At 65.0% G+C, this 22,586-nt stretch carries 15 protein-coding genes; 11 read left to right on the top strand and 4 right to left on the bottom strand.

The annotated features are described in order from the left end of the window. Positions 1-14: 14 nt before the first annotated feature. Entirely contained in the window at positions 15-914 is a 900-nt protein-coding gene (locus tag V8J55_RS15990; protein ID WP_336446577.1) for an oxygenase MpaB family protein, read from the top strand. On the opposite strand, the gene V8J55_RS15985 is transcribed toward V8J55_RS15990, so the two are convergent. Together V8J55_RS15985 and V8J55_RS15980 are read right to left on the bottom strand one after the other, a co-directional pair. Further along, positions 911-2,608, bottom strand: coding sequence for an N-acyl-D-amino-acid deacylase family protein (locus V8J55_RS15985; protein WP_336446576.1), 1,698 nt, complete (start codon positions 2,606-2,608; stop codon positions 911-913). The two genes, V8J55_RS15990 and V8J55_RS15985, sit on opposite strands and share 4 nt — an antisense overlap. A 23-nt stretch (positions 2,609-2,631) precedes the next feature. Beyond that, positions 2,632-3,255: a helix-turn-helix domain-containing protein gene (locus V8J55_RS15980; RefSeq protein WP_336446575.1), complete on the bottom strand. Its 624-nt coding sequence runs from the start codon at positions 3,253-3,255 to the stop codon at positions 2,632-2,634. A gap of 142 nt (positions 3,256-3,397) precedes the next feature. Between V8J55_RS15980 and V8J55_RS15975 the strand changes: the two genes are divergently transcribed. The 8 genes from V8J55_RS15975 (at position 3,398) to V8J55_RS15940 (ending at position 14,751) form a co-directional block, all read left to right on the top strand. Then, positions 3,398-5,377, top strand: coding sequence for a serine hydrolase domain-containing protein (locus V8J55_RS15975; protein ID WP_336446574.1), 1,980 nt, complete (start codon positions 3,398-3,400; stop codon positions 5,375-5,377). Beyond that, on the top strand, positions 5,377-6,381 hold the full coding sequence (locus V8J55_RS15970; protein ID WP_336446573.1) for a dipeptide epimerase: 1,005 nt from the start codon (positions 5,377-5,379) through the stop codon (positions 6,379-6,381). The genes V8J55_RS15975 and V8J55_RS15970 overlap by 1 nt, the downstream gene beginning before the upstream one ends. Positions 6,382-6,465: 84 nt before the next feature. Beyond that, positions 6,466-7,608: a dipeptidase gene (locus tag V8J55_RS15965; protein ID WP_336446572.1), complete on the top strand. Its 1,143-nt coding sequence runs from the start codon at positions 6,466-6,468 to the stop codon at positions 7,606-7,608. Between the two features lie 4 nt (positions 7,609-7,612). Continuing rightward, positions 7,613-9,799, top strand: a complete 2,187-nt coding sequence (locus tag V8J55_RS15960; RefSeq protein WP_336446571.1) for a TonB-dependent receptor — start codon at positions 7,613-7,615, stop codon at positions 9,797-9,799. A gap of 20 nt (positions 9,800-9,819) precedes the next feature. Beyond that, entirely contained in the window at positions 9,820-10,860 is a 1,041-nt protein-coding gene (locus tag V8J55_RS15955; RefSeq protein WP_336446570.1) for a DUF1611 domain-containing protein, read from the top strand. Continuing rightward, positions 10,857-11,996: a YkvI family membrane protein gene (locus V8J55_RS15950; RefSeq protein ID WP_336446569.1), complete on the top strand. Its 1,140-nt coding sequence runs from the start codon at positions 10,857-10,859 to the stop codon at positions 11,994-11,996. The genes V8J55_RS15955 and V8J55_RS15950 overlap by 4 nt, the downstream gene beginning before the upstream one ends. Continuing rightward, positions 11,993-13,564, top strand: a complete 1,572-nt coding sequence (locus tag V8J55_RS15945) for a serine hydrolase (protein WP_336446568.1) — start codon at positions 11,993-11,995, stop codon at positions 13,562-13,564. The genes V8J55_RS15950 and V8J55_RS15945 overlap by 4 nt, the downstream gene beginning before the upstream one ends. After that, the gene (locus V8J55_RS15940) at positions 13,561-14,751 is read left to right on the top strand and encodes a dipeptidase (protein WP_336446567.1); all 1,191 of its coding nucleotides are present in this window, start codon (positions 13,561-13,563) and stop codon (positions 14,749-14,751) included. The genes V8J55_RS15945 and V8J55_RS15940 overlap by 4 nt, the downstream gene beginning before the upstream one ends. On the opposite strand, the gene V8J55_RS15935 is transcribed toward V8J55_RS15940, so the two are convergent. Together V8J55_RS15935 and V8J55_RS15930 are read right to left on the bottom strand one after the other, a co-directional pair. Then, on the bottom strand, positions 14,748-16,085 hold the full coding sequence (locus V8J55_RS15935) for a sigma-54-dependent transcriptional regulator (protein WP_336446566.1): 1,338 nt from the start codon (positions 16,083-16,085) through the stop codon (positions 14,748-14,750). The two genes, V8J55_RS15940 and V8J55_RS15935, sit on opposite strands and share 4 nt — an antisense overlap. After that, positions 16,082-17,878, bottom strand: coding sequence for a sensor histidine kinase (locus V8J55_RS15930; RefSeq protein WP_336446565.1), 1,797 nt, complete (start codon positions 17,876-17,878; stop codon positions 16,082-16,084). The genes V8J55_RS15935 and V8J55_RS15930 overlap by 4 nt, the downstream gene beginning before the upstream one ends. 237 nt (positions 17,879-18,115) lie before the next feature. Here V8J55_RS15930 and V8J55_RS15925 point away from each other — a divergent pair, with 237 nt between their 5' ends. After that, positions 18,116-19,444, top strand: coding sequence for a dicarboxylate/amino acid:cation symporter (locus V8J55_RS15925; protein WP_336446891.1), 1,329 nt, complete (start codon positions 18,116-18,118; stop codon positions 19,442-19,444). A gap of 48 nt (positions 19,445-19,492) precedes the next feature. Next, entirely contained in the window at positions 19,493-22,585 is a 3,093-nt protein-coding gene (locus V8J55_RS15920) for a TonB-dependent receptor domain-containing protein (RefSeq protein ID WP_336446564.1), read from the top strand. Position 22,586: the final 1 nt, after the last annotated feature.

Here is a 22,586-nt window from a genome sequence, read left to right as displayed (position 1 = left end):
AGGAGACGGACAGCGTGGCGCGTTTGCCGATGCAGGATGAATATCTGGGGACGGCGATCGACTTCGCCGCCCCCGTCGGCGAACCCGCGCTGCTCGCGCCCGACAGCGTCCAGTGGCGCATCTACAAGAACCCGATCGCGCTCGGCATCGGCGGCATCGCCGCGGTGCTGCTCGAATTTGCCGAGCCGCGCATCCGGTCGGGGGTGTGGGACCATTCGACCTACAAGGCCGACCCGATCGGGCGTTCGCGCCGCACCGGACTCGTTGCGATGCTCGCCTGCTATGGACCGGCGAGTAGCGCAAAAGCTGTGATCGGGCAGGTCAACCGGATGCACGGCAAAGTGAAGGGGGAGACACCCGACGGCACGAAATATCGGGCGCTCGATCCGCTGCTGCTCGATTGGGTCGCGGCGACCGCTTCCTATGGCTTCCTGATGGCCTATGACCGCTTCGTCCGTCCGCTCAGCGACGCCGACAAGGATCGCTTCATGGCCGACGGTGATGCGATCGGGCGCGAGTTCGGGGCGCGGCATACGCCGCCGACGGTGGGCGCGTTCATGGCGATGATGGACGAACTCGAACCGCGCTTCGAACCGCATCCGATCATCTTCGAATTCCTCGACATTATCCAGTCGGGCCGCGCGGCGCCGGGCGTGCCGCGATTCCTGCATCGTGCGATCGCGCGCGCGTCGGTGTCGCTGCTTCCCGGGCATATCCGGCGCAAGCTGGAACTCGGCCCGCGCTATGATCTGACGCGGCTCGACCGCACCGCATTACGGATCGCCGGCCGGCTTGCCGACCGTCACGTCGATCGCACGGCGCCGCATTGTCAGGCGAGCGTCCGGCTCGGCTTGCCTTATGATTTCCTGTTCAAGTCACCCGCCGAACAGCGGCGCTTGCTCGCTGCCGCTTAGGAACAGCGGTTCCAGCCCGCACCGCGTACCGCACGCCCAGGCGTCGCGCCGCTATGCTCGCCGTTCCGCAACACGCCCACGCCGTTGACGAAGACATCGCGCATCCCGACCGAATATTGGTGCGGCTTCTCGAAGGTCGAGCGGTCGCCGATCGTCGCCGGGTCGAACACCACGACATCGGCATAATAGCCGGGCCTCAGCGCCCCGCGATCCTTGATGCCCAGATTGGTCGCGGGCAGGGTGGTGAGCCGGTACACCGCCTGTTCGAGCGGGATCAGCTTCTCGTCGCGGACATAGCGGCCGAGTAGGCGCGCAAAGTTGCCATAGGTGCGCGGGTGTGCGCCCGATTTCAGGAAGACGCCTTCGGTCGCCTGCGACGCGGCGTCCGACCCGAAGCTCATCCATGGCAGCTGCACCTGCTTGCGCACATTGTCCTCGGACATCAGGAAATAGACGGTGCCGACGCGCGAGCCATCCTCGACGACGAGGTCCATCGCGGTTTCTTCGGGGCTTTTGCCGCGCATCGCCGCAACCTCGGCGAGCGTCTTGCCGGTCAGCGGCTTGAGCGCGTCATTTTTGAACCCCGATAGGATCATCTTGTCGGCGCCCGCGCCGAAATAGAGATTTTCCCAATTGCTGCCGGGCTTCTTCATTTCTTCGGCGACGCGCGCGCGGATCGCGGAGTCTTTCAGCCGCTTGATCCACTCCTCGAGTCCGCCTGCCTGCACCCACGTCGGCATCGCGGCATCGAGCCCCGTCGCGCCGGCGGTGTAAGTGTACATGTCGGTCGTGATCTTAAGTCCTTCGGCCCGCGCGTCCTCGATCTTTTTCACGATCGTGTCGAGCTTGCCCCAGTTGCTGCGCCCCGCCATCTTGAGATGATAGATCTCGGCGGGCGCGCCCGAGCGGCGCGAGATGTCGATCAGCTCGTCGACGGCTTCCTCGATCCGGTCGCCTTCGGAACGCATATGGCTGATATACATGCCGCCGCATTTCGCCGCTTCGCTCGTCAGCGCGACAAGCTCGTCGGTTTCGGCATAGGAACCGGGGGCATAGATGATCGAACTGCCGACCCCCATCGCGCCCTCGTTCATCGCCTGCTTCACCAGCGCACGCATGCGGGTAAGCTGCTCGGGCGTCGGGTCGACATCGCCTTCGCCCAGCTCATGCACGCGAACCGTCGCGGCGCCGACGAAGCTCGCGACATTGGTCGAGACGCCGCGCTTTTCGAGCCAGCCAAGATAATCGCCGAGGCTCGTCCACTCGATCGGAAATTTGATGTCGCCCTGTCGTTCGGTTTCCAGCGCCTTCATCGTCGCGTTCACCGGCCCCATCGACCAGCCTTCGCCCATCACCTCGAGCGTCACGCCCTGGCGGATGTCGCTCTGGCTCTTCGGGTCGGCGATCAGCGACTCGGTCGCCCAGCTCAGCATGTTGATGAAGCCCGGCGCGACCGCCATGCCCTTGGCTGTGACCTCGCTCTTTGCGGTGCCGTCGACCTTGCCGACGGCGACGATCCGGTCGTCCTTGATCGCGACATCGCCGACCACCGGCGCTTTGCCCGATCCGTCGTAGATCGTCCCGCCGCGGATGATGAGGTCGTAGGCGGGCGCCTGTGCGGCCACCGACGCGGATACGAGCATCGAACTGCAAAGCAGCATGAAGGAAGGTGCGAAGCGCCGGTGCGATGCCATCAATTTCTCCGTGACCTGGGGTGTCAGCCGTGCAGGCTCATCAAGCTGTCCATCAGCCCGTCGTCGGCGCTCGAACAGACGCCGAGGACCAGCGCCTCTTCATATCCCTCGGCAACGACATAGGCGTGGCCCATCGACGAATCGAGATAGATGCCCTGACCGGTCTTGAGCGCGACCGGGTCATAGAATTCGGTGTGAATTTCGACCTCGCCTTCGAGCACGAAGATGAATTCCTCACCCTGATGGCGGACGAGATCGCCGAATTCGCGGGCGCTGTGCGCGCGAATCCGCGTGATGATCGGGATCATTCGCTTTTGCCGGAGGTCGGTGCAGAGATAATGATAGTCGTAATTGTCGGTGGTGACGCGCACGGCCTGGTCGATCGTGCCGATGCTGCGACGGCCGGTCACGCGCGGCGAACTGTCGCCTTCGTCTTCGGCGAACAGGTCCGACATGCGGATGTTGAGTCGCTGGCTGAGCTGCTGGAGCTTGTCATAGCTCAGCGTCAGCCGGTCGTGCTCGACCTTCGACAATGTCGAGACCGGGATGCCCGATTTCGCGCTCATTTCCTTGAGCGTCCAGCCGTTTCGCGAGCGAATGCTCTTCATCACCGTGCCGAGCGTTGGCGGGGCTCCGCGATCAGCCATTAATTTTTCCATTCCATATTTGACAATTTTCCAATCAGGATCATTATGTCCCTATCGGGCCAACAGATGTTGGTCCCTTGGTAAGGGGTCGCGCGGCTTGCTGCAAGATGTGACAGGCCACGACAATGAAAAGGGGAAAGCGATGCGTTTCATCCGAAAGGCGATGATCGGGCTGGCGGCTTTTGCCGCGCTGCCGCTGGCGGCGCAGGGGCCTGTGCCTGCACCGACCGTAAAGAAAGCCGAAGCTGCCGCGGTTCCGGCTGCAAGAACCGCCACAGCGCCGGTCGCGCTCGACGCCAAGGATCTTGAGGCCTGGCTTGACGGCTATCTGCCCTACGCGCTCGAACGCGCGCGCATTCCGGGCGCGGTCGTCGTCGTCGTGCGCGGCAATCAGGTCGTGCTCCAAAAAGGCTATGGCTTTTCCGACGTCGCCAAGCGCGCGCCGGTCCTGCCTGAGACGACGCTGTTCCGGCCCGGATCGGTGTCGAAACTCCTCACCTGGACCGCGGTGATGCAGCAGGTCGAGGCGGGCAAGATCGACCTCGACAAGGACGTCAACGCCTATCTCGATTTCAAGATTCCGCCCTTTGAGGGCAAGCCGGTGACGATGCGCAACATCATGACGCACACCGCGGGTTTCCAGGAATCGATCCGCCATCTGATCAGCAGTGATCCCAAAGCGGTGATGACGCTGAAGCAGCAGATGCCGCTCGCGCTGCCCGACCGCGTCTTCGCGCCCGGTACGACGCCCGCCTACTCGAACTATGCGACCGCACTCGCGGGTTATATCGTCGAGCGGGTGAGCGGCCAGGATTTCGACGATTATGTCGACAATCATATCTTCAAGCCGCTGGGCATGGCGCATTCGACCTTCCGCCAGCCGCTGCCCGCCAATCTCGCGCCGCATATGGCAAAGGGCTATCCCGACGTCACGCAAAAGGCGAAGCCGTTCGAGATCGTCGTCCCGGCACCCGCGGGCAGCCTGTCGGCGAGCGGCGCTGACATGGGCAAATTTATGATCGCGCATCTGAATGACGGCGCAGGCCTCCTGAAGCCCGAAACCGCGAAGCAGATGCATGATTTCAAGGCGCCCGGTGTCGGGCCGCTCAACAGCATGGCGCTCGGTTTTTACGAACAATGGGTCAACGGCCACCGCGCGATCGCGCATGGCGGCGACACCGTCTGGTTCCATAGCTATCTATGGCTGTTCCCCGACGCCGACATCGGCGTCTATATCTCGATGAACAGCGCCGGGACGCAGGGCGATGCGGGCGCGATCCGCAGCGCGCTGTTCCACAAATTCGCCGATCGTTATCTGCCGGGTGCCGACAAGCCGGGGCAGGTCGATGCGAAGACCGCCAAAGAACATGCGCAAATGATGGTCGGCCATTATGTCAGCAGCCGCGGCAGCTTCACCAATTTTGCGAGCCTGTTCGGCCTGCTCGGCCAGTTGACGATCTCGCTGACCGAGGACGGCAAGATCACGCTGCCGGCGCTCGACGGCCTTGGTGCCGGCGCACGCGACTGGGTCGAGGTCGAGCCCTTCGTATGGCGCGACACCGGCACCGGCGAGCGCGTCGCCGCCGAGGTCAAGGACGGCCGCGTCGTGCGCTGGAGCGTCGACGGCGGTTCGCCCTTCATGGTGTTCGAACCCGCCCCGGCGAGTGTCAATGCGGCATGGCTCAATCCGGCGCTGATCTTCGCTTTCGGCATCATCCTGCTCGCGGCGCTGGCGTGGCCGGTGCGGGCGCTGGTACGCCGCAGCTTCAAGGCGGACTTCGCGCTCGAGGGCAAGGCGCGGCGCGCCTACCGCCTGTCGCGGGTCTTCGCCTGGCTCGCGCTCGGCGCGCTCGCCGGCTGGATCGGGCTGATCGCGGCCTTCTCGGCCGATATCGGCAGCCTCGGCGGCCCGCTCGACTGGCTGATCCACCTGCTGCGCATTCTGACGCCGCTCGCTGCCTTCGGGCTGCTCGCGACGGCGGCCTGGCACCTGTGGCTCAGCATCAAGGACAAGCGCCGCTGGACGATGAAGCTCGGCGCGGTGTTGCTGATCCTTGCCGCACTGGTCCTCGTCTGGGTGACGCTCGCCTTCCATCTCTACGGCTTCGGAATGGTCTATTGATGGCGACGCAACGCATAAAGGAATTGACGCTCGACCTTCGGGTCGAGCGTTTTCCCTATCACCAGCCGTTCCGCATTTCGGGGCATGTCTTCACCGAAACCGCATTGCTCGTCGCCGAGCTTTCGGACGGGACGCATGTCGGGCGCGGGGAGGGCGCCGGGGTCTATTATCTCGGCGACGATATCGACCATATGCTGGCCGAGGCGACGCGCGTGCGCGGCGCGATCGAAGACGGCGCGACGCGTGACGATCTGCAACAGCTTCTCCCCCCGGGCGGCGCGCGCAACGCGCTCGACTGCGCCTTCTGGGATCTTGAGGCCAGGCAGATGGAAACTCCGGTCTGGAAGCTTGCCGGGCTGAACCCGCCCAAGGCGCTGCGCTCGACGCTTACGCTTGGTGCCGACCGCGCGGAGGCGATGGCGAAAGCCGCGCTTGCGATCGATCCCGAGGCGCCGGTCAAGGTCAAGCTGACCGGCGACCTTGCCGACGATATCGCGCGCGTCGTTGCGATCCGCACCGCGCGGCCGCACGCGTGGATCGGGGTCGATGCCAATCAGGGCTATGACGTCGCGACGCTCGCCGAATTGCTGCCCGTGCTCGTCTCGGCGCGCGTCGCGCAGCTCGAACAACCGCTGAAGCGCGGACGCGAGGCCGATCTCGACGGATTGAAGCGCCCCTTGCCGTTCGTCGCCGATGAAAGCGCGCTGTCGCTCGCCGACACCGCCTCGCTCGTCGGGCGGTTCGACGTGGTGAATATCAAGCTCGATAAATGCGGCGGGCTGACCGAGGGGCTGGCGATCGCGCGGCAGGCGAAGAAGCTCGGGCTCGACGTCATGGTCGGCAATATGATGGGCACCAGCCTGTCGATGGCGCCCTCCTATCTCGTCGGCCAGCTTTGCGACATCGTCGACCTCGACGGGCCGACCTTTCTCGCGCGCGATCGCGATCCGGGCGTCGCCTATCGCGACGGCCTGATCCATTGCCCGCCCGAAATCTGGGGATGATGACAAATATATGTCCTAAATGGGTTGACAATTTTCTGATTAGGACAATAGTCTAGATTGAAACTATAAAAGAGGGAGGTTGGGATGACGGCGTCGTTCCAGATTACGCGCCGCGCGGCACTCGCGGGCGTGGTGGGTGCTGCTGTGTCGGTGCCGATGATCAACAAGGGTGCCTATGCCTTTGCCGCGGCTCCGGGGAAGAGCTACTCGCGTCGCGCGGTCGATCTGGTCGCCTCGTCGCTCGTCATCGACATGCTCGCGCCGCTCAAGATCACGCTGGACGCGAATTATGTCGCGCATCGGCTGACCGATGCCGAAGCTGCCGAGTTCAAGGCGTCCGGCATCACCGGTTTTCACAACGCTTATGGCCTCGGCGGCCCGGACGCAAAGGTGCAGGCGCTCGAATTCCTCGCGGGCTGGCAGGGGTTCGCCGGGCGCAACAGCCATGTCTTCACGCTTGTGGATACGGTGCAGGACCTCGACCGCGCCAAGGCGGACAAGAAATGCGCGGTGATCATGGGGATCCAGAATGCCGAGCATTTCGAGAAGATCGAGGATGTCGCGCTGTTTCGCCGCCTCGGCCTGCGCTGCGCGCAGCTCACCTATAACACGCAAAACCTGATTGGATCGGGCAGCACCGAACGCGTCGATGGCGGGGTCAGCGACTATGGCGCCGCGATCATCGCCGAGATGGAAAAGCAGAAGATGCTCATCGACGTCTCGCATTGCGGCGACAAGACGACTCTCGACGCCATCGAAATCGCCAAGGGGCCGATCGCGATCACGCACAGCAACGCCCGCGCGCTTGTCGACCACCCGCGCGTCAAGACCGATGCGGCGATCAAGGCGCTCGCGGCGAAGGGCGGGGTGATGGGGATCACCGGGGTGCGCATGTTCGTCCGCACGAGCGACCCGACCAATGTCGGGCATATGGCCGACCATATCGACCATGTCGCCAAACTGGTGGGGATCGACCATGTCGGCATCGGATCGGACGCGGACCTCCATGGCTATGACGATATGAAGCCCGACGAATACGCCCTGCTCAAGGGCAGCTACAAGGGCAGCTACGCCTTCCGCGACAAGATCGACATCGACGGTTTCGACCATCCGCTCAAGACCTTCGATCTCACCGAAGAACTCATTCGCCGGGGCTATTCCAACGAAAACATCCGGGCCGTGCTCGGTGGCAATTTCCGCCGCCTGCTCGCCCAAGTCTGGGGGTAAGACGATGAAACAGGGACTCTTTATTGCAGCCAGCATCGCCGCGGTCGTCGCCGCTATGCCGGCGCAGGCGCAGGACGCTGCCGCCGTCGAAACGAGCGGCGAAATCGTCGTGACCGCACAGAAGCGCACGCAGAATGTACAGGATGTGCCGATCTCGATCGCCGTCGTCAGCGGCGACGAACTGCAGGAACAGGGTTCGGCTTCGCTAGTCGATTATGCCGGCTATGTTCCCGGCATGAATGTCAGCAACAGCGGCACGCCGGGACAGACGACGATCACGCTGCGCGGCGTCGCGCCGCTCAACAACAGCCAGACCGTCGGCATCTATCTCGACGACGCGCCAGTGGGGTCGAGCGCGATCTATAACCGCGCCGGGGCCTTCACGATCGACCTCATGCCCTATGATCTGCAACGGATCGAAGTGCTCAAGGGACCGCAGGGCACGCTCTATGGCGCGAGCTCGATCGGCGGCCTGGTGAAATATGTCACCGTCCAGCCCGACACGAACAGGTTCAGCGTCAAGGCGGGCGTCGAAGGTTTCGCGATCAAGGGCGGCGACGGGCTCGGCTGGGGCGCGCAGGCGATGGTCAATGTGCCGATCGTTCAGGACAAGCTCGCGGTCAGCGGCAGCTTTGCCTGGCGCAGCACGCCGGGTTGGGTCGACAGCGTCAACAATGCCGCGCTGAAGGACCAGAATAATTATGAACAGCGCGGCGGCCGCGTCGCCCTGTTGTGGACGCCGACGTCCGATCTCAGCGTGAAGCTGGCGGGCATCTGGCAGTCGCTCGATTCCGAGGGCAATGGTCTCTATGCCGCCGACCTCACCGGCCGGCGGCTCGGCGACGGGCGTTCGTACAACAATTATGTGCCCGAATCCTTCGACGTCGATCTCGATTATTATTCGGCGACGATCGACTATGATTTCGGCGCCGCGACGCTGACCTCGGCAACGACATACAGCAAGACGCAGAGCGCGCAGGTGCAGGACGCGAGCTATGCTTTTGGCGTGCTCTTCCCGCTGCTCACCGGCGGCGCGATTCCGCCCGGTATCACGCCCTTTGCGCTCGACCTCGGGCTCAAGAAATGGACGCAGGAGGTGCGGCTCGCCTCGCCGAGCGGCGGACGTTTCGAATGGCTGATCGGGGGTTTCTTCACCGACGAGAAGACGAGCAATTCGCAGCTTGTCCGCTCGTTCGACATGGCCGGCAACCCGATCGCACCGCTCGACCCGCTCGCCACCGTCGGCTTGCCCGCGACCTACAAGGAATATGCAGTATTCGGCAACGCGACCTTCAAGCTCAGCGAGCAGTTCGAGATCACCGGCGGCGTGCGCTGGGCGCGTAACGAACAGACCTTCCGCCAGATCAGCTCGGGCGCGATCGTGCCGCAGGCCGACGATCCGGGCACATCGTCCGAGGATGTCTTCACCTATTCGATCAGTCCGCAGTTCCACATCAACGAAGACGCGATGCTCTATGCGCGTCTTGCCACCGGCTATCGCCCGGGCGGCCCGAACGTCATCGTTCCCAATGTCCCGCCGACGGTCGATGCCGACCGAATGAAAAACTATGAGGTCGGACTGAAGGCCGATTTCGCCGATCGCATGGTCTCGGTCGATGTCGCGCTCTTCTTGATGGACTGGACCGATATTCAGGTCGTGCGTTCCTTTGGCGGCGTGTCGGGCGGCGCCAACGGCGGCAAGGCGCGGAGCAAGGGCATCGAAGGCAGCTTCGCGCTGCGTCCGACGCCCGGCCTGACGATCAGCGCGACGGGCAGCTACACCGACGCGGTGCTCAGCGAAGATGTGCCAGACATCAGCGGGGTCGACGGCGACCGTCTGCCTGCGGTGCCGAAGTTCAGCGGTGCGCTGCGCGCCGATTATGAATTCGAACTTGGCGGCGACAACAAGGGCAGCTTTGGCGTCGGCGTCCGCCACGCGAGCAGCCGCCTGTCGCTGGTTGAAAGCGATCCGCTCGTCGCGCGCGCCAAAGCCTATACGTCGGTCGACCTCAACGCGTCGGTGACCCTGGGCGATCACTGGACAGTGCGCGCATATGCCCGCAATCTGCTCGACAATAAGGGGGAGATGGCGCGGTCGACGATGGCCGACGGGCTCAACCGGCCGAGCTTCCTCGCGATCTCGCCGTTGCAGCCGCGGACGATCGGCGTTGCGCTCGACATGGCCTTCTGAGCGAATTGGAGTTGGACAAGATGAACGCGCCTATCGGCAGGCTGGAGGGCAGCCTGACCCTGCCGCAGCCTTATTTGCTGTTCCTCGGTGACACGACCAATGCGAGCTATGCCAAGACCGCCTTTGGTCTCGCCGACTGGGCGGGCGATCGCTGCACAGGCGAATGGGCAATCGACGGCTGCACCGTTTCGACCGGCCTGCCGCGCCTGTCGCCCGCCGACGCGCGGGCAGCAGGCGCGCGGTCGCTGGTGATCGGCGTCGCTAATCAGGGCGGCATCATCGGCGCATCCTGGGTCGCCGTGCTCGTCGAGGCGATGGAAGCGGGGCTCGACATTATCAGCGGGCTTCATACCAAGCTGACGAGTGTTCCCGCGCTCGTCGAGGCGGCTGCGCGCACGGGGCAGCGGCTCATCGATATCCGCACCCCGCCGCCCGCGATACCGGTGGGGACGGGGCGCAAGCGCACCGGCAAGCGGCTGCTGACCGTCGGCACCGACTGCGCGCTCGGCAAGAAATATACCGCGCTCGCGCTGCACCGGGCGTTCGCCCAGCGTGGCCTCGATGCCGATTTTCGTGCGACCGGCCAGACGGGCATTATGATCGCGGGCGGCGGCATGCCGATGGACGCGGTGATCTCGGACTTCGAGGCGGGCGCGGCCGAAATGCTCAGTCCCGATGCGTCCGCAGACCATTGGGACGTGATCGAGGGGCAGGGGTCGATCTTCAATCCGGCCTATGCCCCGGTGTCGCTAGGCCTGCTCCACGGCAGCCAGCCGGATGTGTTCGTCGTCTGTCACGACCCGACGCGCAGCGTGATTCTCGGCATGGAAAGCTTTGCCTTGCCGTCGGTCGAGGATGTCATCGACATGACGATCCGCCTCGGCAGCCGTACCAATCCCGCGATCCGTTGCGGCGGCGTGAGCTTCAACACGTCGAGCTATGGGGCCGACGCGGCCGAAGCGCTGATGGCGGCCGAACGTACCCGCCTCGGGCTTCCGGTCGCCGATCCGATCCGTGGCGGCGGCGCCTTTGACGCGCTCGTCGAAAGCGTTCTCGCGTGAGTGTGGGCGAGACGGGCAGCGGGTCGAGCTGGTTCCAGCGCTACCTGCTGCCCGGATTTGCGCTGAAGGCCGTCATCATCGGCGGCGGCTATGCGACGGGGCGCGAACTGGCCGAATATTTCGTGCCGTCGGGGCCGTGGGGCGGGCTGTCCGCGATGCTGCTCGCGACGCTGGTCTGGAGCGTCGTCGCGGCGCTGACCTTCGCGCTCGCGCTCAAACTCGGTGCCTATGATTATCGCAGCTTTTTCAAAGGGCTTCTTGGTCCTGCCTGGGTCGCGTTCGAGGTCGCCTACATCATCTTCGTCGTCCTGATCCTTGCGGTGTTCGGCGCTGCGGCGGGGGCGATTGGCGCCGCGACTTTCGGCTGGCCCGAACTCGCGGGCGTGGTGCTGCTCGCGGTATCGATCGTTGCGGTCACCGCCTGGGGCACCGGCGCGGTCGAGCAGATGTTCAAATATGTCTCGATCCTGCTTTACGCGGTCTACGGACTCTTCCTGATCCTCGCGCTCGCCAGCTTCGGCGGGCTGATCGGGCAGGGGTTCGCGAACGCGCCGCCGCCGTCGGGTAACTGGATGGCGGGCGGACTCACTTACGCGAGCTATAATATCGTCGGCGCGGTGGTGATTCTGCCCGTGCTGCGCCACCTCCGGCATCAGCGCGATGCGGTGGTGGCCGGGCTGATCGCGGGGCCGTTGTCGATGCTGCCCGCGATCCTCTTCTTCGTCGCGATGATGGCCTTCTATCCCGCGATCGGCGACGAGACTTTGCCTTCGGACTTCCTGCTCCGCCAGATGACGGTGCCGGGTTTCCATGTCCTGTTTCAGGTGATGATCTTCGCTGCGCTGCTCGAAAGCGGTGCGGGTTCGGTCCATGCGATCAACGAGCGCATTTCGGGCGCGATCGAGAGCCGCGGGAGGCCACCGCTCTCGACTGGAGCGCGCGCGATCATCGGCGCGGTCATCCTCACCGGCTGCATGTTCGTCGCGGGCGAGATCGGCCTCGTTGACCTGATCGCGAGCGGATACCGCTTCCTCGCCTGGCTGTTCCTGGCGGTGTTCGTCCTGCCGCTTATCACCATCGGGACGTGGCGCCTGCTGCGTCCGTCCATCGCTCCCCATATGGAGGCTTTGCCATGAAACGCCTGCTTGCCCTGTCGCTGATGCTGTCGGTCGCTGTGCCCGCATGGGCCGAACCGCCCGCCGATATCGGCGAAAGCGTTGAGACGCTGCGCAAGAAGGTCGGTGCGGCGGGCGTGTCGATCGCGATCGTCGAGGACGGCAAGACGACGCTGTCGCGCGGTTGGGGCGTGCGCAAGATCGGCGACAAGGCGCCGGTCGACGAGCAGACGATCTTTCAGACCGGCTCGACCGGCAAGGCGATGACCGCCGCTGCGCTCGCGATCCTCGTCGACGAGGGCAAGATCGCGTGGGACGATCCCGTCATCAAGCATATGCCATGGTTCCGCATGTATGATGCGTGGGTGACGCGCGAAATCACGATCCGCGACCTGCTCGTCCACCGCAGCGGGCTCGGGCTGGGGCAGGGCGACCTGATGTTCGTGCCGCGCACACACCTCACGCGCAAGCAGACGGTCGAACGCGTAGCTTATCTCAAGCCGCAGACGAGTTTCCGCTCGGCCTATGCCTATGACAATATCCTCTATGCCGTTGCCGGCCAGCTGATCGAGGAAGTCACCGGGCAGACATGGGAGGACTTCATCCGTGCGCGCGTGCTCCGCGCGGGCGACATGAAGAATGCGACGAGCGACAGCGAAGACCGCTTCCGCATTCCCAACCGGTCGTGGCCGCACGCGCGACTGAACGGTCCGCTGCGAGGGCTCGGCGACCAACAGGCGCTGAACGAACGCGACGAACTCGGCCGCAACGGCGCGCCGGCGGGCGGGCTCGCGCTCAGCGCCGACGACATGGCGGCGTGGCTCAAGATCCAGCTCGCGCATGGCGCTCTCCCCAATGGCAAACGCCTGTTCAGCGAGAAGCAGGCGGCCGAAATGTGGGCGCCCGTCACGCCGATGCCGATCTCACCGCTTCCCGACCAGCTCAAGCCCGCGCAGCCGACGCAGCAGGCCTATGCGCTCGGCTGGCAGGTGCAGGATTATCGCGGCCACCGCATCATCCAGCATGGCGGCGGGGTCTTCGGTTCGATCACGCGTGTCGTGATGATCCCCGACAAAAATGTCGGCTTCGCGATCATGATGAACAGCGAGGACAGCGGCATGCTGCTCGGCCTCACCTATGATTTGCTCGACCATTATCTGGATCAGCCCGACTATGGCTGGATCCAGAAATGGGAGGATTGGTATCAGTCGCGGCTCGCGGGCGGGGTCGAGTTTCTGAAACAGTCCAAGGCGTCGCCCGCGAAGTCGGGACCGTCGCTCGCGCTCGCGGGCTACGCCGGGCGTTATCGCGACCCCTGGTATGGCGACATCGTCGTCGGATCGAGTGCGAAGGGCCTGACGATCGATTTCACCTCGACGCCGCAGATGGCGGGGCGGCTCAAGCATTGGCAATATGACAGCTTCGTCACCGATTTCGACGACCCCGCGATCGAGCCCGCCTATGTGACCTTTGCGCTCGACGCCGAGGGCAAGATCACCGGGGTGACGATGAAGGCGGTGAGCAAGATCGCCGACTTCAGCTGGGATTATCATGATCTCGACCTGAAGCCCGTGGAGGACAAGAAGTGAACCGTTTCGCCATCCTGCTGACCGCAACCGCGCTCACCGCCTGTTCGCCGGGCGGTGACAAACCCAAAACGGCTGAAGCGCCGCTCCACAGCCGCATGCTCGTGCTCGACACCCACCTCGACACCCCGCTCCATTTCGAGCGTGCGGGCTGGAGCTTCGCCGACCGTCACGCGCTCGCCGAAGACATGGCGCAGCTCGATATCCCGCGGATGAAGGACGGCAATCTCGATGGCGGCTTCTTCGCCATCTACACCGACCAGGGGCCGCTAACGCCGAAGGGCTATGCCGACGCGCTCGCGTTTGCGCGGAAGCGGTCGGACCTGATCGATCGCACCATTGCGAAATATCCGGATGCGATCGCGCCCGCGCTCACCACGGCCGATGCGCTGCGGCTCAACAAGGAAGGCAAGCTGATCGCCTTCAAGTCGATGGAGAACAGCTATCCGCTCGGCGAAGACCTGTCGCTGCTTCAGGAGTTCTACAGCAAGGGACTGCGTCTCGCGGGTCCGGTGCATTCGAAAGACAATCAGTTCGCCGACAGCGCGACGGGCGAGGGACGCTGGAAGGGGCTGAGCCCGCTCGGCAAGCAATGGGTCGCCGAGATGAACCGTCTCGGTATCGTCATCGACGCGAGCCATTCGTCCGACGCGGCGTTTGACCAGATATTGGCGCTGTCGAAATATCCGATCCTGCTCTCGCACTCGAGCCTGCGCTCGGCCTACGACCATCCGCGCAACCTCGACGAAGGGCGGCTGAAGGCCCTCGCCGCGAAGGGCGGCGCGATGTGCATCTCGACGATTTTCATGTCGGAAATGAACATGTCGCCCGCGCGCGCCGAACTGTTCGGCAAATATGAGCGGATTGGGCAGATCACGCCCGCCGAGCAGGCCGATCTCAACCGCCAGTGGCGCGAACTCGACAAGACCGAGGCATTATGGGCGGCCGATTTCGACGCCTATATGAAGATGGTGCTGCGCGCGATCGAGGTCGGCGGTGTCGATCATATCTGCTTCGGAGCCGACTGGGACGGCGGCGGCGGCCTGCCGGGCATCGAGGATATTTCGGCGCTGCCCAAGGTCACCGAGCGGCTGAAGGCCGCGGGCTATTCGGACGCCGACATCGAGAAGATGTGGAGCGGCAATATCCTCCGCGTCCTCGCGGCGCAGGGGAAACCCGCGGCGCGCTAGGCGCGGAAGCTTTTGGGGTCGATCCCCAGCTTCGCCATCTTGTCGTAGAGCGTCTTTCGCGGAAGCCCCAGTCGCGCCATCGTTTCGGCGATATTGCCGCGGGTCTGCGCCATCGTGTCGTGGATGATCGTTGCCTCGAACCGGCGCACGCGCTCGGCGAGCGGGGCGTCGGCGGGCATCGCCGACAGGCCGGGATCGGACGGCAGGTCGAGAACGACGCTATAGGCGAAATTCTTGAGCTCGCGGACGTTGCCCGGCCAGTCATGCTCGACGAGGTGGCGGCGGATGCCGTCGTCGATCCGGAACCCCGCCATCCCCATCTTCGCCGCGGCTTCGTCGAGGAAGAAGGCGAAGGTTTGCGGAATGTCCGACCGGCGTTCGCGCAAGGGTGGGATGCGCAGCTTCACGACATGCAGCCGGTAATAGAGATCCTCGCGGAAATCGCCGCTGCGCACCGCGTCCATCAGGTCGGTTTTGGTCGCCGCGACGACGCGCAGGTCGACGGGCTCGGGCGCGCTGGCGCCGATCGGCTGGACCTCGCGCTCCTCGATCACGCGCAGCAGCTTCGCCTGCACCGAGGGATGCATCGTATCGATCTCGTCGAGGAACAATGTGCCGCGGTGCGCGCTGCGAATGCGCCCCGCCTGGCCGAGTTTGCCGCTGCTCCGGTCGATCAGGTCGCTGCCGAACAATTCGGCCTCGGCCAGCTCGTGGGGAAGCGCGGCGCAGTTCACCGCGACCAATGACGCCGCGCTCCGTCGGCTCTGGCGGTGGAGCATATGCGCGACCAACTCCTTGCCGGTGCCAGTTTCGCCTTCGATCAGCACATCGATGTCCGCCTGCGCGAGCTGCGTAATCGTTTCGCGCAGCCGGACCATCGCCGGGCTTTCGCCGATCAGCGGGCTGTCGATCGCCGCCGCCGCCGCGGTCAGCCGCCTATTGTCGAGGATCAGCGCACGGTGCGCGAGCGCGCGGCGCGCGATGCCGACGAGGTGGTCGGCGGCAAAGGGCTTGGCGAGGAAGTCGAACGCGCCGTCGTGGAGCGCGCGCACCGCCATCGCGACATCGGCGTGGCCGGTGATCAGGATGACGGGGATATCAGGATCGATCGCATGGATCGCTGCGCGCAATTCGAGCCCGTCCATCCCCGGCATGCGGATGTCGGTGACGACGATCCCCGAGAAGCCCGCTTCGATGCGTGGCAGCACGCTCTGCGCGTCGGGAAAGGCTTCGACCGCCAGCCCCGCGAGGTCGAGCGTCTGGACATTTGCCTCGCGCAGCGCCGCATCGTCGTCGACGAAGAAGATCGTCTGCTCGCCGGTGAAAAAGCTCATGCTGGCCTCAACGTCAGGCGGAACCCCGCGCCGCCGAGCGGGGAGGGGATCAGGGTCAGCGTGCCGCCGAATTCGGCCATGATATCGCTCGCGATCGCCAGCCCCAGCCCGAGCCCGTCGGGCCGCCCGGTGACGAAGGGGGTGAAGAGCTGCGGCAACAGCTCGGCGGGAACACCGGGGCCGTTGTCGCAGACGTCGATATGGACCGGGTCGCCGCCATGCGTCCACAGCGCAATGCGTGCATCTTTCACGCCTTGCACCGCCTCGACCGCATTTTGCAGCAGGTTGACGAGCACCTGCTCGAGCCGAACGCGGTCGGCGTGCACCGACGCAGCTGGATTTTCGATTTCGACGTCGAGCGCGATACCTTGTGCGCGCAGCCGATCGCCGATCAGGAGCAGCGTCCCGTCGACCGCCGATTGCACCGCGACGGGGCCGAGCGGGGTGGGCTTGCGGCGAGCAAAATTGCGCAGTTCGTTGGTGATCGCACCGACGCGCGCCGTCAGTTCGACGATGGTGTCGAGGTTGCCGCGGGCCTTATCGGGTTGCGCGCGCTCGAGATAGCGCAGGCTGTTTTCGGCAAAGGTGCGGATCGCCGCGATCGGCTGGTTGATCTCGTGCGCGACGCCGGCGGTGATCTGGCCGATCGATCCGAGGCGGCTCGCCTGCGCCAGTTCTTCGCGCGCGGCGCGATAGCGGCGGTCGGTCTCGGTCTGCCGCTCGGACGCGAGGCGCAGTTCGTCGTTCGCGGTGCGCAGGTCGCGCGTGCGTGCGGCGACCTCGCGTTCGAGCGCCTCGTGCGCGGCCTGGCGTAGCGTCTGCCGTTCGACGACGCGGAGCAGCGTGATGATCGCCGCGCCGACAAGGATCAGCAGGACGAGGAAGGCGACGCGCGCGGTGGCATTGGCGCTGGCGCGGGCAGGCTCGGCGGGCTGGAGCAGGCGGAGCGTGCCGCCGGGGAAGGAGACGCGCTCGTCGGCCTCGCGGAACAGGTCCGTGCCGACACGAACGCCGCCATCGACGCGGTCGACCAGCAGCGGATCGAGCCGCGCATCGCCATAGCTGCGCGTCGCGCGAAGCCGCTGCTGCGTCGCCGCCGAAATCGGAGCGAAGGAGCGGAAGCGCCAGCGGGGCTCGCTGCTCATCACGATGATCCCCGCGGCATCGGTTACAAGCGTTGCTGCCGCCGAATCCGCCCACCGCGATTCCAGTTTGTCGAACTCGACCTTGAGCACGATCACGCCAAGCTGGCGCCCGCCGACATCGACGCGGCGAGCAAGATAGAGCCCGGGGCGCCCGCTGACCGTTCCCAGTGCGAACAGTTCGGCCGCGCCGCTGCGCATCGCTCCCTGGAAATAAGGGCGGAAGCGGTAATTCTCGCCGACGAAGCTTGTCGGCGCGCGCCAGTTGCTCGCCGCGATCGTCGTGCCGCCCGCGTCGATCACATAGATCACGGTCGCGTCGGTGCGCGCCGCGAGCTGTTCGAGTTCGCGATCGAGCCGCCGCGAGGCCGCATCGCTCTTGTCGGCGAGCGCGGCGCGGACGTCTGGAAATTCGGTGAGCACGCGCGGCAGCAGGCGGAATTTCTGCAGCTCGCTTTCGAGCAGGCTTGCATGCGCGCGTGCATTCTGCCGCGCCTCGGCGTCGGCCTGCGCGCCGGCGCGACCCGCGGCCCACTGTGCGAGGCCGAACCCCGCGACGAGCAGGATCGCGAGCCCAACCGCCACGGCGACGAACAGGCGTCGGCGGTGGGCGTGGGGACGGATCGGGGACGACTCGCTCTGCACAGGCATGTGCGGATTATTGCACAAATGTTTGGGAACGTATGCGGTATTTTGCACAAACGTGAAGAGACGTGACGAGATTTTTCGTAAAAACAATAATAATAACAGTGGCTTTGCTAAGTTTCTTGTGGTGTTTGACGATGATTCCATCCTGCCCCTATTTTTAGCCAAAGGCCGGGAAACACCTCGGTCCGCGTCGAGCCGGACGCAAAATATAGGGAGAGGCTGGTGGCAGCCACGATCGACATGAATGCGGTGCACGTGCCGGCCAAATCCGGGCCGTGGTGGTCGCATCTCTATGTACAGGTGCTCGCGGCGATCGCCGGCGGCGTGCTGCTCGGCCATTTCTGGCCCGACGTCGGCGTCCAGCTCCAGCCGCTCGGCAAGGGCTTCATCGACCTCGTCAAGATGATCATCGCGCCGGTGATCTTCCTCACCGTGTCGACGGGCATCGCATCGGTCGGCAGCGGCAAGACGCTCGGCCGCCTGACGGCCAAGACCTTCGCCTATTTCCTCTTCTTCTCGACGCTCGCGCTGATCATCGGGCTGATCGTCGCCAATGTGGTGCAACCGGGCGCGGGGATGAATATCGACCCGAGCACGCTCGATCCGAACGCCGTCGCCAAGATCGCCGAATATGATGCGAAGGCGCACGATACCTCGCTCGTCGGTTTCCTGCTCGCGATCATTCCCACGACCTTCGTCTCGGCGCTGACCTCGGGCTCGATCCTGCAGGCGCTGTTCGCGGCGATCCTTTTCGGCATCGCGCTGTCGCACACCGGCGCCGCCGGCGCGCAGGTGCTTGGGATGCTCGAAAAGCTTTCGAGCGTGTTCTTCACCCTCGTGGGCATGCTGATGCGCTTCGCGCCGATCGGCGCGTTCGGCGCGATGGCCTTCACCATCGGCGAATATGGCGTCGAATCGCTCGTCAATCTCGGCGCGCTGATCGCGACCTTCTATCTGACCTCGATCCTGTTCGTGGTCGTCGTCCTCGGCGGCATGGCGCGGCTCTGCGGCTTTTCGATCTTCCGGCTGATCGCCTATCTCAAAGCCGAACTGCTGCTCGTGCTCGGCACCTCGTCGTCCGAGGCCGCGCTGCCTAGCCTGATGGAAAAGCTCGAGAAAGCGGGCTGTGCCAAATCCGTCGTCGGCATGGTCGTGCCGACGGGCTACAGCTTCAACCTCGACGGCACGAACATCTATATGACGCTCGCGGCGCTGTTCGTCGCGCAGGCGACGGGCATCGACCTCAGCCTCGGCGATCAGGTCGCGCTGCTGCTCGTCGCGATGGTGAGTTCGAAGGGCGCGGCGGGGGTTACCGGCGCGGGCTTCATCACGCTCGCCGCGACGCTGACCGCGGTGCCGACCGTGCCCGTCGCGGGGCTCGCGCTGATCCTCGGCATCGACCGCTTTATGAGCGAGTGCCGCGCGCTAACCAACTTCATCGGCAACGCGCTCGCCGCGATCGTCGTCGCGATGTGGGAAAATGCGCTCGACCGCGATGCGCTCGATCGCGCGCTCAGCGGCGAGCCCGCACCGCTCGCGGCGCCGCCGGTCGAGACCGACAGCGATTGAGACAAACGAGACACAGAAATTCAGACAATAAAATTGGGGAGAATGATGATGAGGCGCAGTTTTGGAACAATGCTTCTGGCGAGCACGGCGATCTGCCTTCTCGCGGGCGCACCCGCGCAGGCGCAGACGGCCGCAGCCGATCCGGCGGCCGATGCCGCCGAAGCCAATGATCCGCAGCCCGACGGCGAAACCGCCGGCGATATCGTTGTCGTCGGCACGCGCATCGAAGGCGCGCGCGTCACCGAGGCGCTGCCGGTGGTCGTGGTCAATCAGGACAAGCTCGACGCGATCGGCGCGGTCAGCGGCGACGAACTGATCCGCAACATCCCGCAAATGGGCGACGTCAGCTTCAACCCCGGCAACAATGCGCAGACCAGCAATGCCGCGCGCGGCGACGTCGGTTCGGTCAACCTCCGCTCATTAGGCGTCGGCAACACGCTGGTGCTGCTCAACGGCCGCCGCATCGTCACCCACCCTGCGAGCCAGGGCCTGTCGGACACGGGCACCGTGCCGGTACTGAGCTATAACTCGAACGCAATCCCGACGACGGGACTGCAGCGGCTCGAAGTGTTGCTCGATGGCGCCGCCGCGCTCTACGGCTCAGATGCCGTCGCGGGCGTCGTCAACACGGTGCTCAAGGACAATTACGACGGCCTCAGGATGCAGGCGCAATACGGCGCCGCCGAAGGCACGCACCTGCGCGAATTCCAGGGCAATATCCTTGCCGGCAAGAGCTTCGACCGCGGCAATATCACTCTCTCGTTCGAATATACCGACCGCACGGCGTTGCGTGCCGAGGATCAGGATTTCACCGCCTCGGCCAACCTCCGCCCGCTGTTCGCTGATTATCCCGATTTCGCCGACTCGCAGACCCCCGATGCGCGCGCAACGCGTGGCGCTTGGCCCGCGCTCCAGGTCCCAGTAACGGGCGGCCGGCCGCGCCGCGGCACGACGAACCTCACCACCGCCGCGGGCTCCTTCACCGTCCGCCCGACGCGCCTCGGCGGATGCACGCAGGCGCTGACCGCCGACCTCTGCCTCGTGAACACCGCGCTCGCGACGAACAACGCCTTCCGCGACCTGCGCTACGACACGGCGGCCGGAACGACGGTGATGCCGAGCGTGAAGCGCTACAACGCCTTCATCAACGGCCACTACGACGTGACCGACGATCTGACTTTGTTCGGCGAGTTCGGCTATTACCACTCGAACACGACACGCATCCAGCCGCCGGTGATCAACCTCAACCAGATCTGGATCCCGGCGTCGAACTATTACAACCCGTTCGGCGCGATGACGGTGGGCGGCCAGCCCAATCCCAACCGCATCCCGGGGCTCGTCAACGTGCCCGCCGCGGGCCTGCCGGTGCTGCTCACCACCTATCGCTTCGTCGATACCGGGCCGCAGGCGGTGAAGGTCTCGGGCGAGCAGCTGCGCGGCCTGATCGGTGTGCGCGGCGAGGCTGCAGGCTTCAAATGGGACAGCGCCTTCGTCTATTCCGAAGCCTCGGCGGTCGACAGCAGCCTTGCGGTGCGCAGCTCTGCGCTCCAGCGGAGCCTCGCGCTCGCGACTCCTGATGCGTACAACCCGTTCAACGGCGGCTGCATCGACAGCCTCAGCTCGGGCGATTGTACCCCCAGCTCGCGGGCGGCGATCGATGCGATCACCTTCCAGCTTCGCCGCGCCTCGAAAACCACGCTGACGATGGGCGACTTCCGCGCCTCGCGCGCCGACCTGTTCGCCTTGCCCGGCGGCGACGTCGGCGTTGCCTTCGGTCTTGAAGTGCGGCGCGAGACCCAGCGCGACGACCGCGATTCCGCCGTCGACGGGTCGAGCCCCTTCATCGATGCCGTATCGGGCGCGGTGACGATCAGCGACGCCGCGGCGGTCAGCGACAACCCCGATACCTATGGCAAAAGGACGGTCGCGGCCGGCTATGCCGAACTCGCGGTGCCTTTGGTGTCCGAGGAGATGAATATCCCGCTCGTCCGCCGTTTCGACGTGCAGCTTGCGGGGCGCTACGAACATTACAGCGATTTCGGCAGCGTCGCGCGGCCGAAGATCGCGGCGGCGTGGGACGTGGTCGACGGCATTCGTTTCCGCGGCTCCTTCTCGCAGGGCTTCCGCGCCCCGAACCTCGAACAGGTCAATGCCGTCGAATATGCGCGCCTCGCCACCAGCCAGGATTTCCTCCGCTGCGAGGTGGACCTGCGCGCCGGCCGGATCGCCAATTTCACCCAGTGCGGCAACAATGTCGGCTATTCGCGCCGCGTCTCGGGCAATCCCGAGCTCAAGCCCGAAAAGAGCACAAACTATAACCTCGGCGCGGTGTTCGAACCGACCTTCATTCCGGCCGACCTCGGCCGCATCACCTTCACCGTAGACTATTGGTCGATCAAGCAGAAGGGCATCGTTGGCATCCTCGGCAACGACACCGCGGTGGCGCTCGACTATCTGCTTCGCCTTCAGGGATCGTCGAACCCGAACGTCATTCGCGATGCCGCCAATGCCGACGATATCGCCAATTTCGCGGGCACGGGCATCACGCCGGTGGGCCGGATCACGACGGTGCGTGACCAGTTCATCAACCTGCAGCCGCAGACCGTCCGCGGGCTCGATTTCGCCTTCTACTGGCAATCGCCGAAGACCGATGTCGGCAAGTTCGATTTCTCGGTCAACGCGACGCGGCTGCTCAAATTCTCGCGCGCACCGGGCGACGCCGTCGACCAGCTCGTCGCCGCGCGCGAAGCCGGCGACATCAACGCCGCGACGCCGCTGCCCGAGACCCAGAATCTGATCGAGGCGAACGGCCGCCCGAAATGGCGCGGCACCGCGTCGCTCACATGGTCGCTCGGGCAGTTTCAGGTCGGCGCCTTCGCGCGCTACACCGGCGCGGTCGACGAAACCGCGTTCGTCGATGCCGATGGCAACCCGTGGCGCGTCAAGTCGCAGGTCACCGGCAATCTGTATGCGCAGGTGCGGATCAAGGATGCCGGCGGCCTCGGCGGCGACATGCGCTGGCGCGTCGGGGTACGCAACATCACGAACGAAAAGCCGCCGTTGTCCTCCGAGGGCTATCTGGGGTCGCTCTACAGCCCCTATGGCCGCTATTGGTACACCTCGGTCACCACGGAGTTCTGAT

This window comes from Sphingopyxis sp. CCNWLW2 (assembly GCF_037095755.1).
Taxonomy (GTDB): Bacteria; Pseudomonadota; Alphaproteobacteria; order Sphingomonadales; family Sphingomonadaceae; genus Sphingopyxis.
Note: the sequence above shows the minus strand (reverse complement) of the source record. Positions and strands in the feature narration are given on the sequence as shown.

Bases quoted from the DNA above. Each gene is read 5' to 3' on its own strand.
- V8J55_RS15920 (WP_336446564.1), top strand. From the start codon at position 19,493: ATGAGGCGCAGTTTTGGAACAATGCTTCTGGCGAGCACGGCGATCTGC.
- V8J55_RS15985 (WP_336446576.1), bottom strand. From the start codon at position 2,608: ATGGCATCGCACCGGCGCTTCGCACCTTCCTTCATGCTGCTTTGCAGT.
- V8J55_RS15930 (WP_336446565.1), bottom strand. From the start codon at position 17,878: ATGCCTGTGCAGAGCGAGTCGTCCCCGATCCGTCCCCACGCCCACCGC.
- V8J55_RS15965 (WP_336446572.1), top strand. From the start codon at position 6,466: ATGACGGCGTCGTTCCAGATTACGCGCCGCGCGGCACTCGCGGGCGTG.
- V8J55_RS15960 (WP_336446571.1), top strand. From the start codon at position 7,613: ATGAAACAGGGACTCTTTATTGCAGCCAGCATCGCCGCGGTCGTCGCC.
- V8J55_RS15980 (WP_336446575.1), bottom strand. From the start codon at position 3,255: ATGGCTGATCGCGGAGCCCCGCCAACGCTCGGCACGGTGATGAAGAGC.
- V8J55_RS15955 (WP_336446570.1), top strand. From the start codon at position 9,820: ATGAACGCGCCTATCGGCAGGCTGGAGGGCAGCCTGACCCTGCCGCAG.
- V8J55_RS15975 (WP_336446574.1), top strand. From the start codon at position 3,398: ATGCGTTTCATCCGAAAGGCGATGATCGGGCTGGCGGCTTTTGCCGCG.
- V8J55_RS15925 (WP_336446891.1), top strand. From the start codon at position 18,116: ATGAATGCGGTGCACGTGCCGGCCAAATCCGGGCCGTGGTGGTCGCAT.
- V8J55_RS15935 (WP_336446566.1), bottom strand. From the start codon at position 16,085: ATGAGCTTTTTCACCGGCGAGCAGACGATCTTCTTCGTCGACGACGAT.
- V8J55_RS15970 (WP_336446573.1), top strand. From the start codon at position 5,377: ATGGCGACGCAACGCATAAAGGAATTGACGCTCGACCTTCGGGTCGAG.
- V8J55_RS15945 (WP_336446568.1), top strand. From the start codon at position 11,993: ATGAAACGCCTGCTTGCCCTGTCGCTGATGCTGTCGGTCGCTGTGCCC.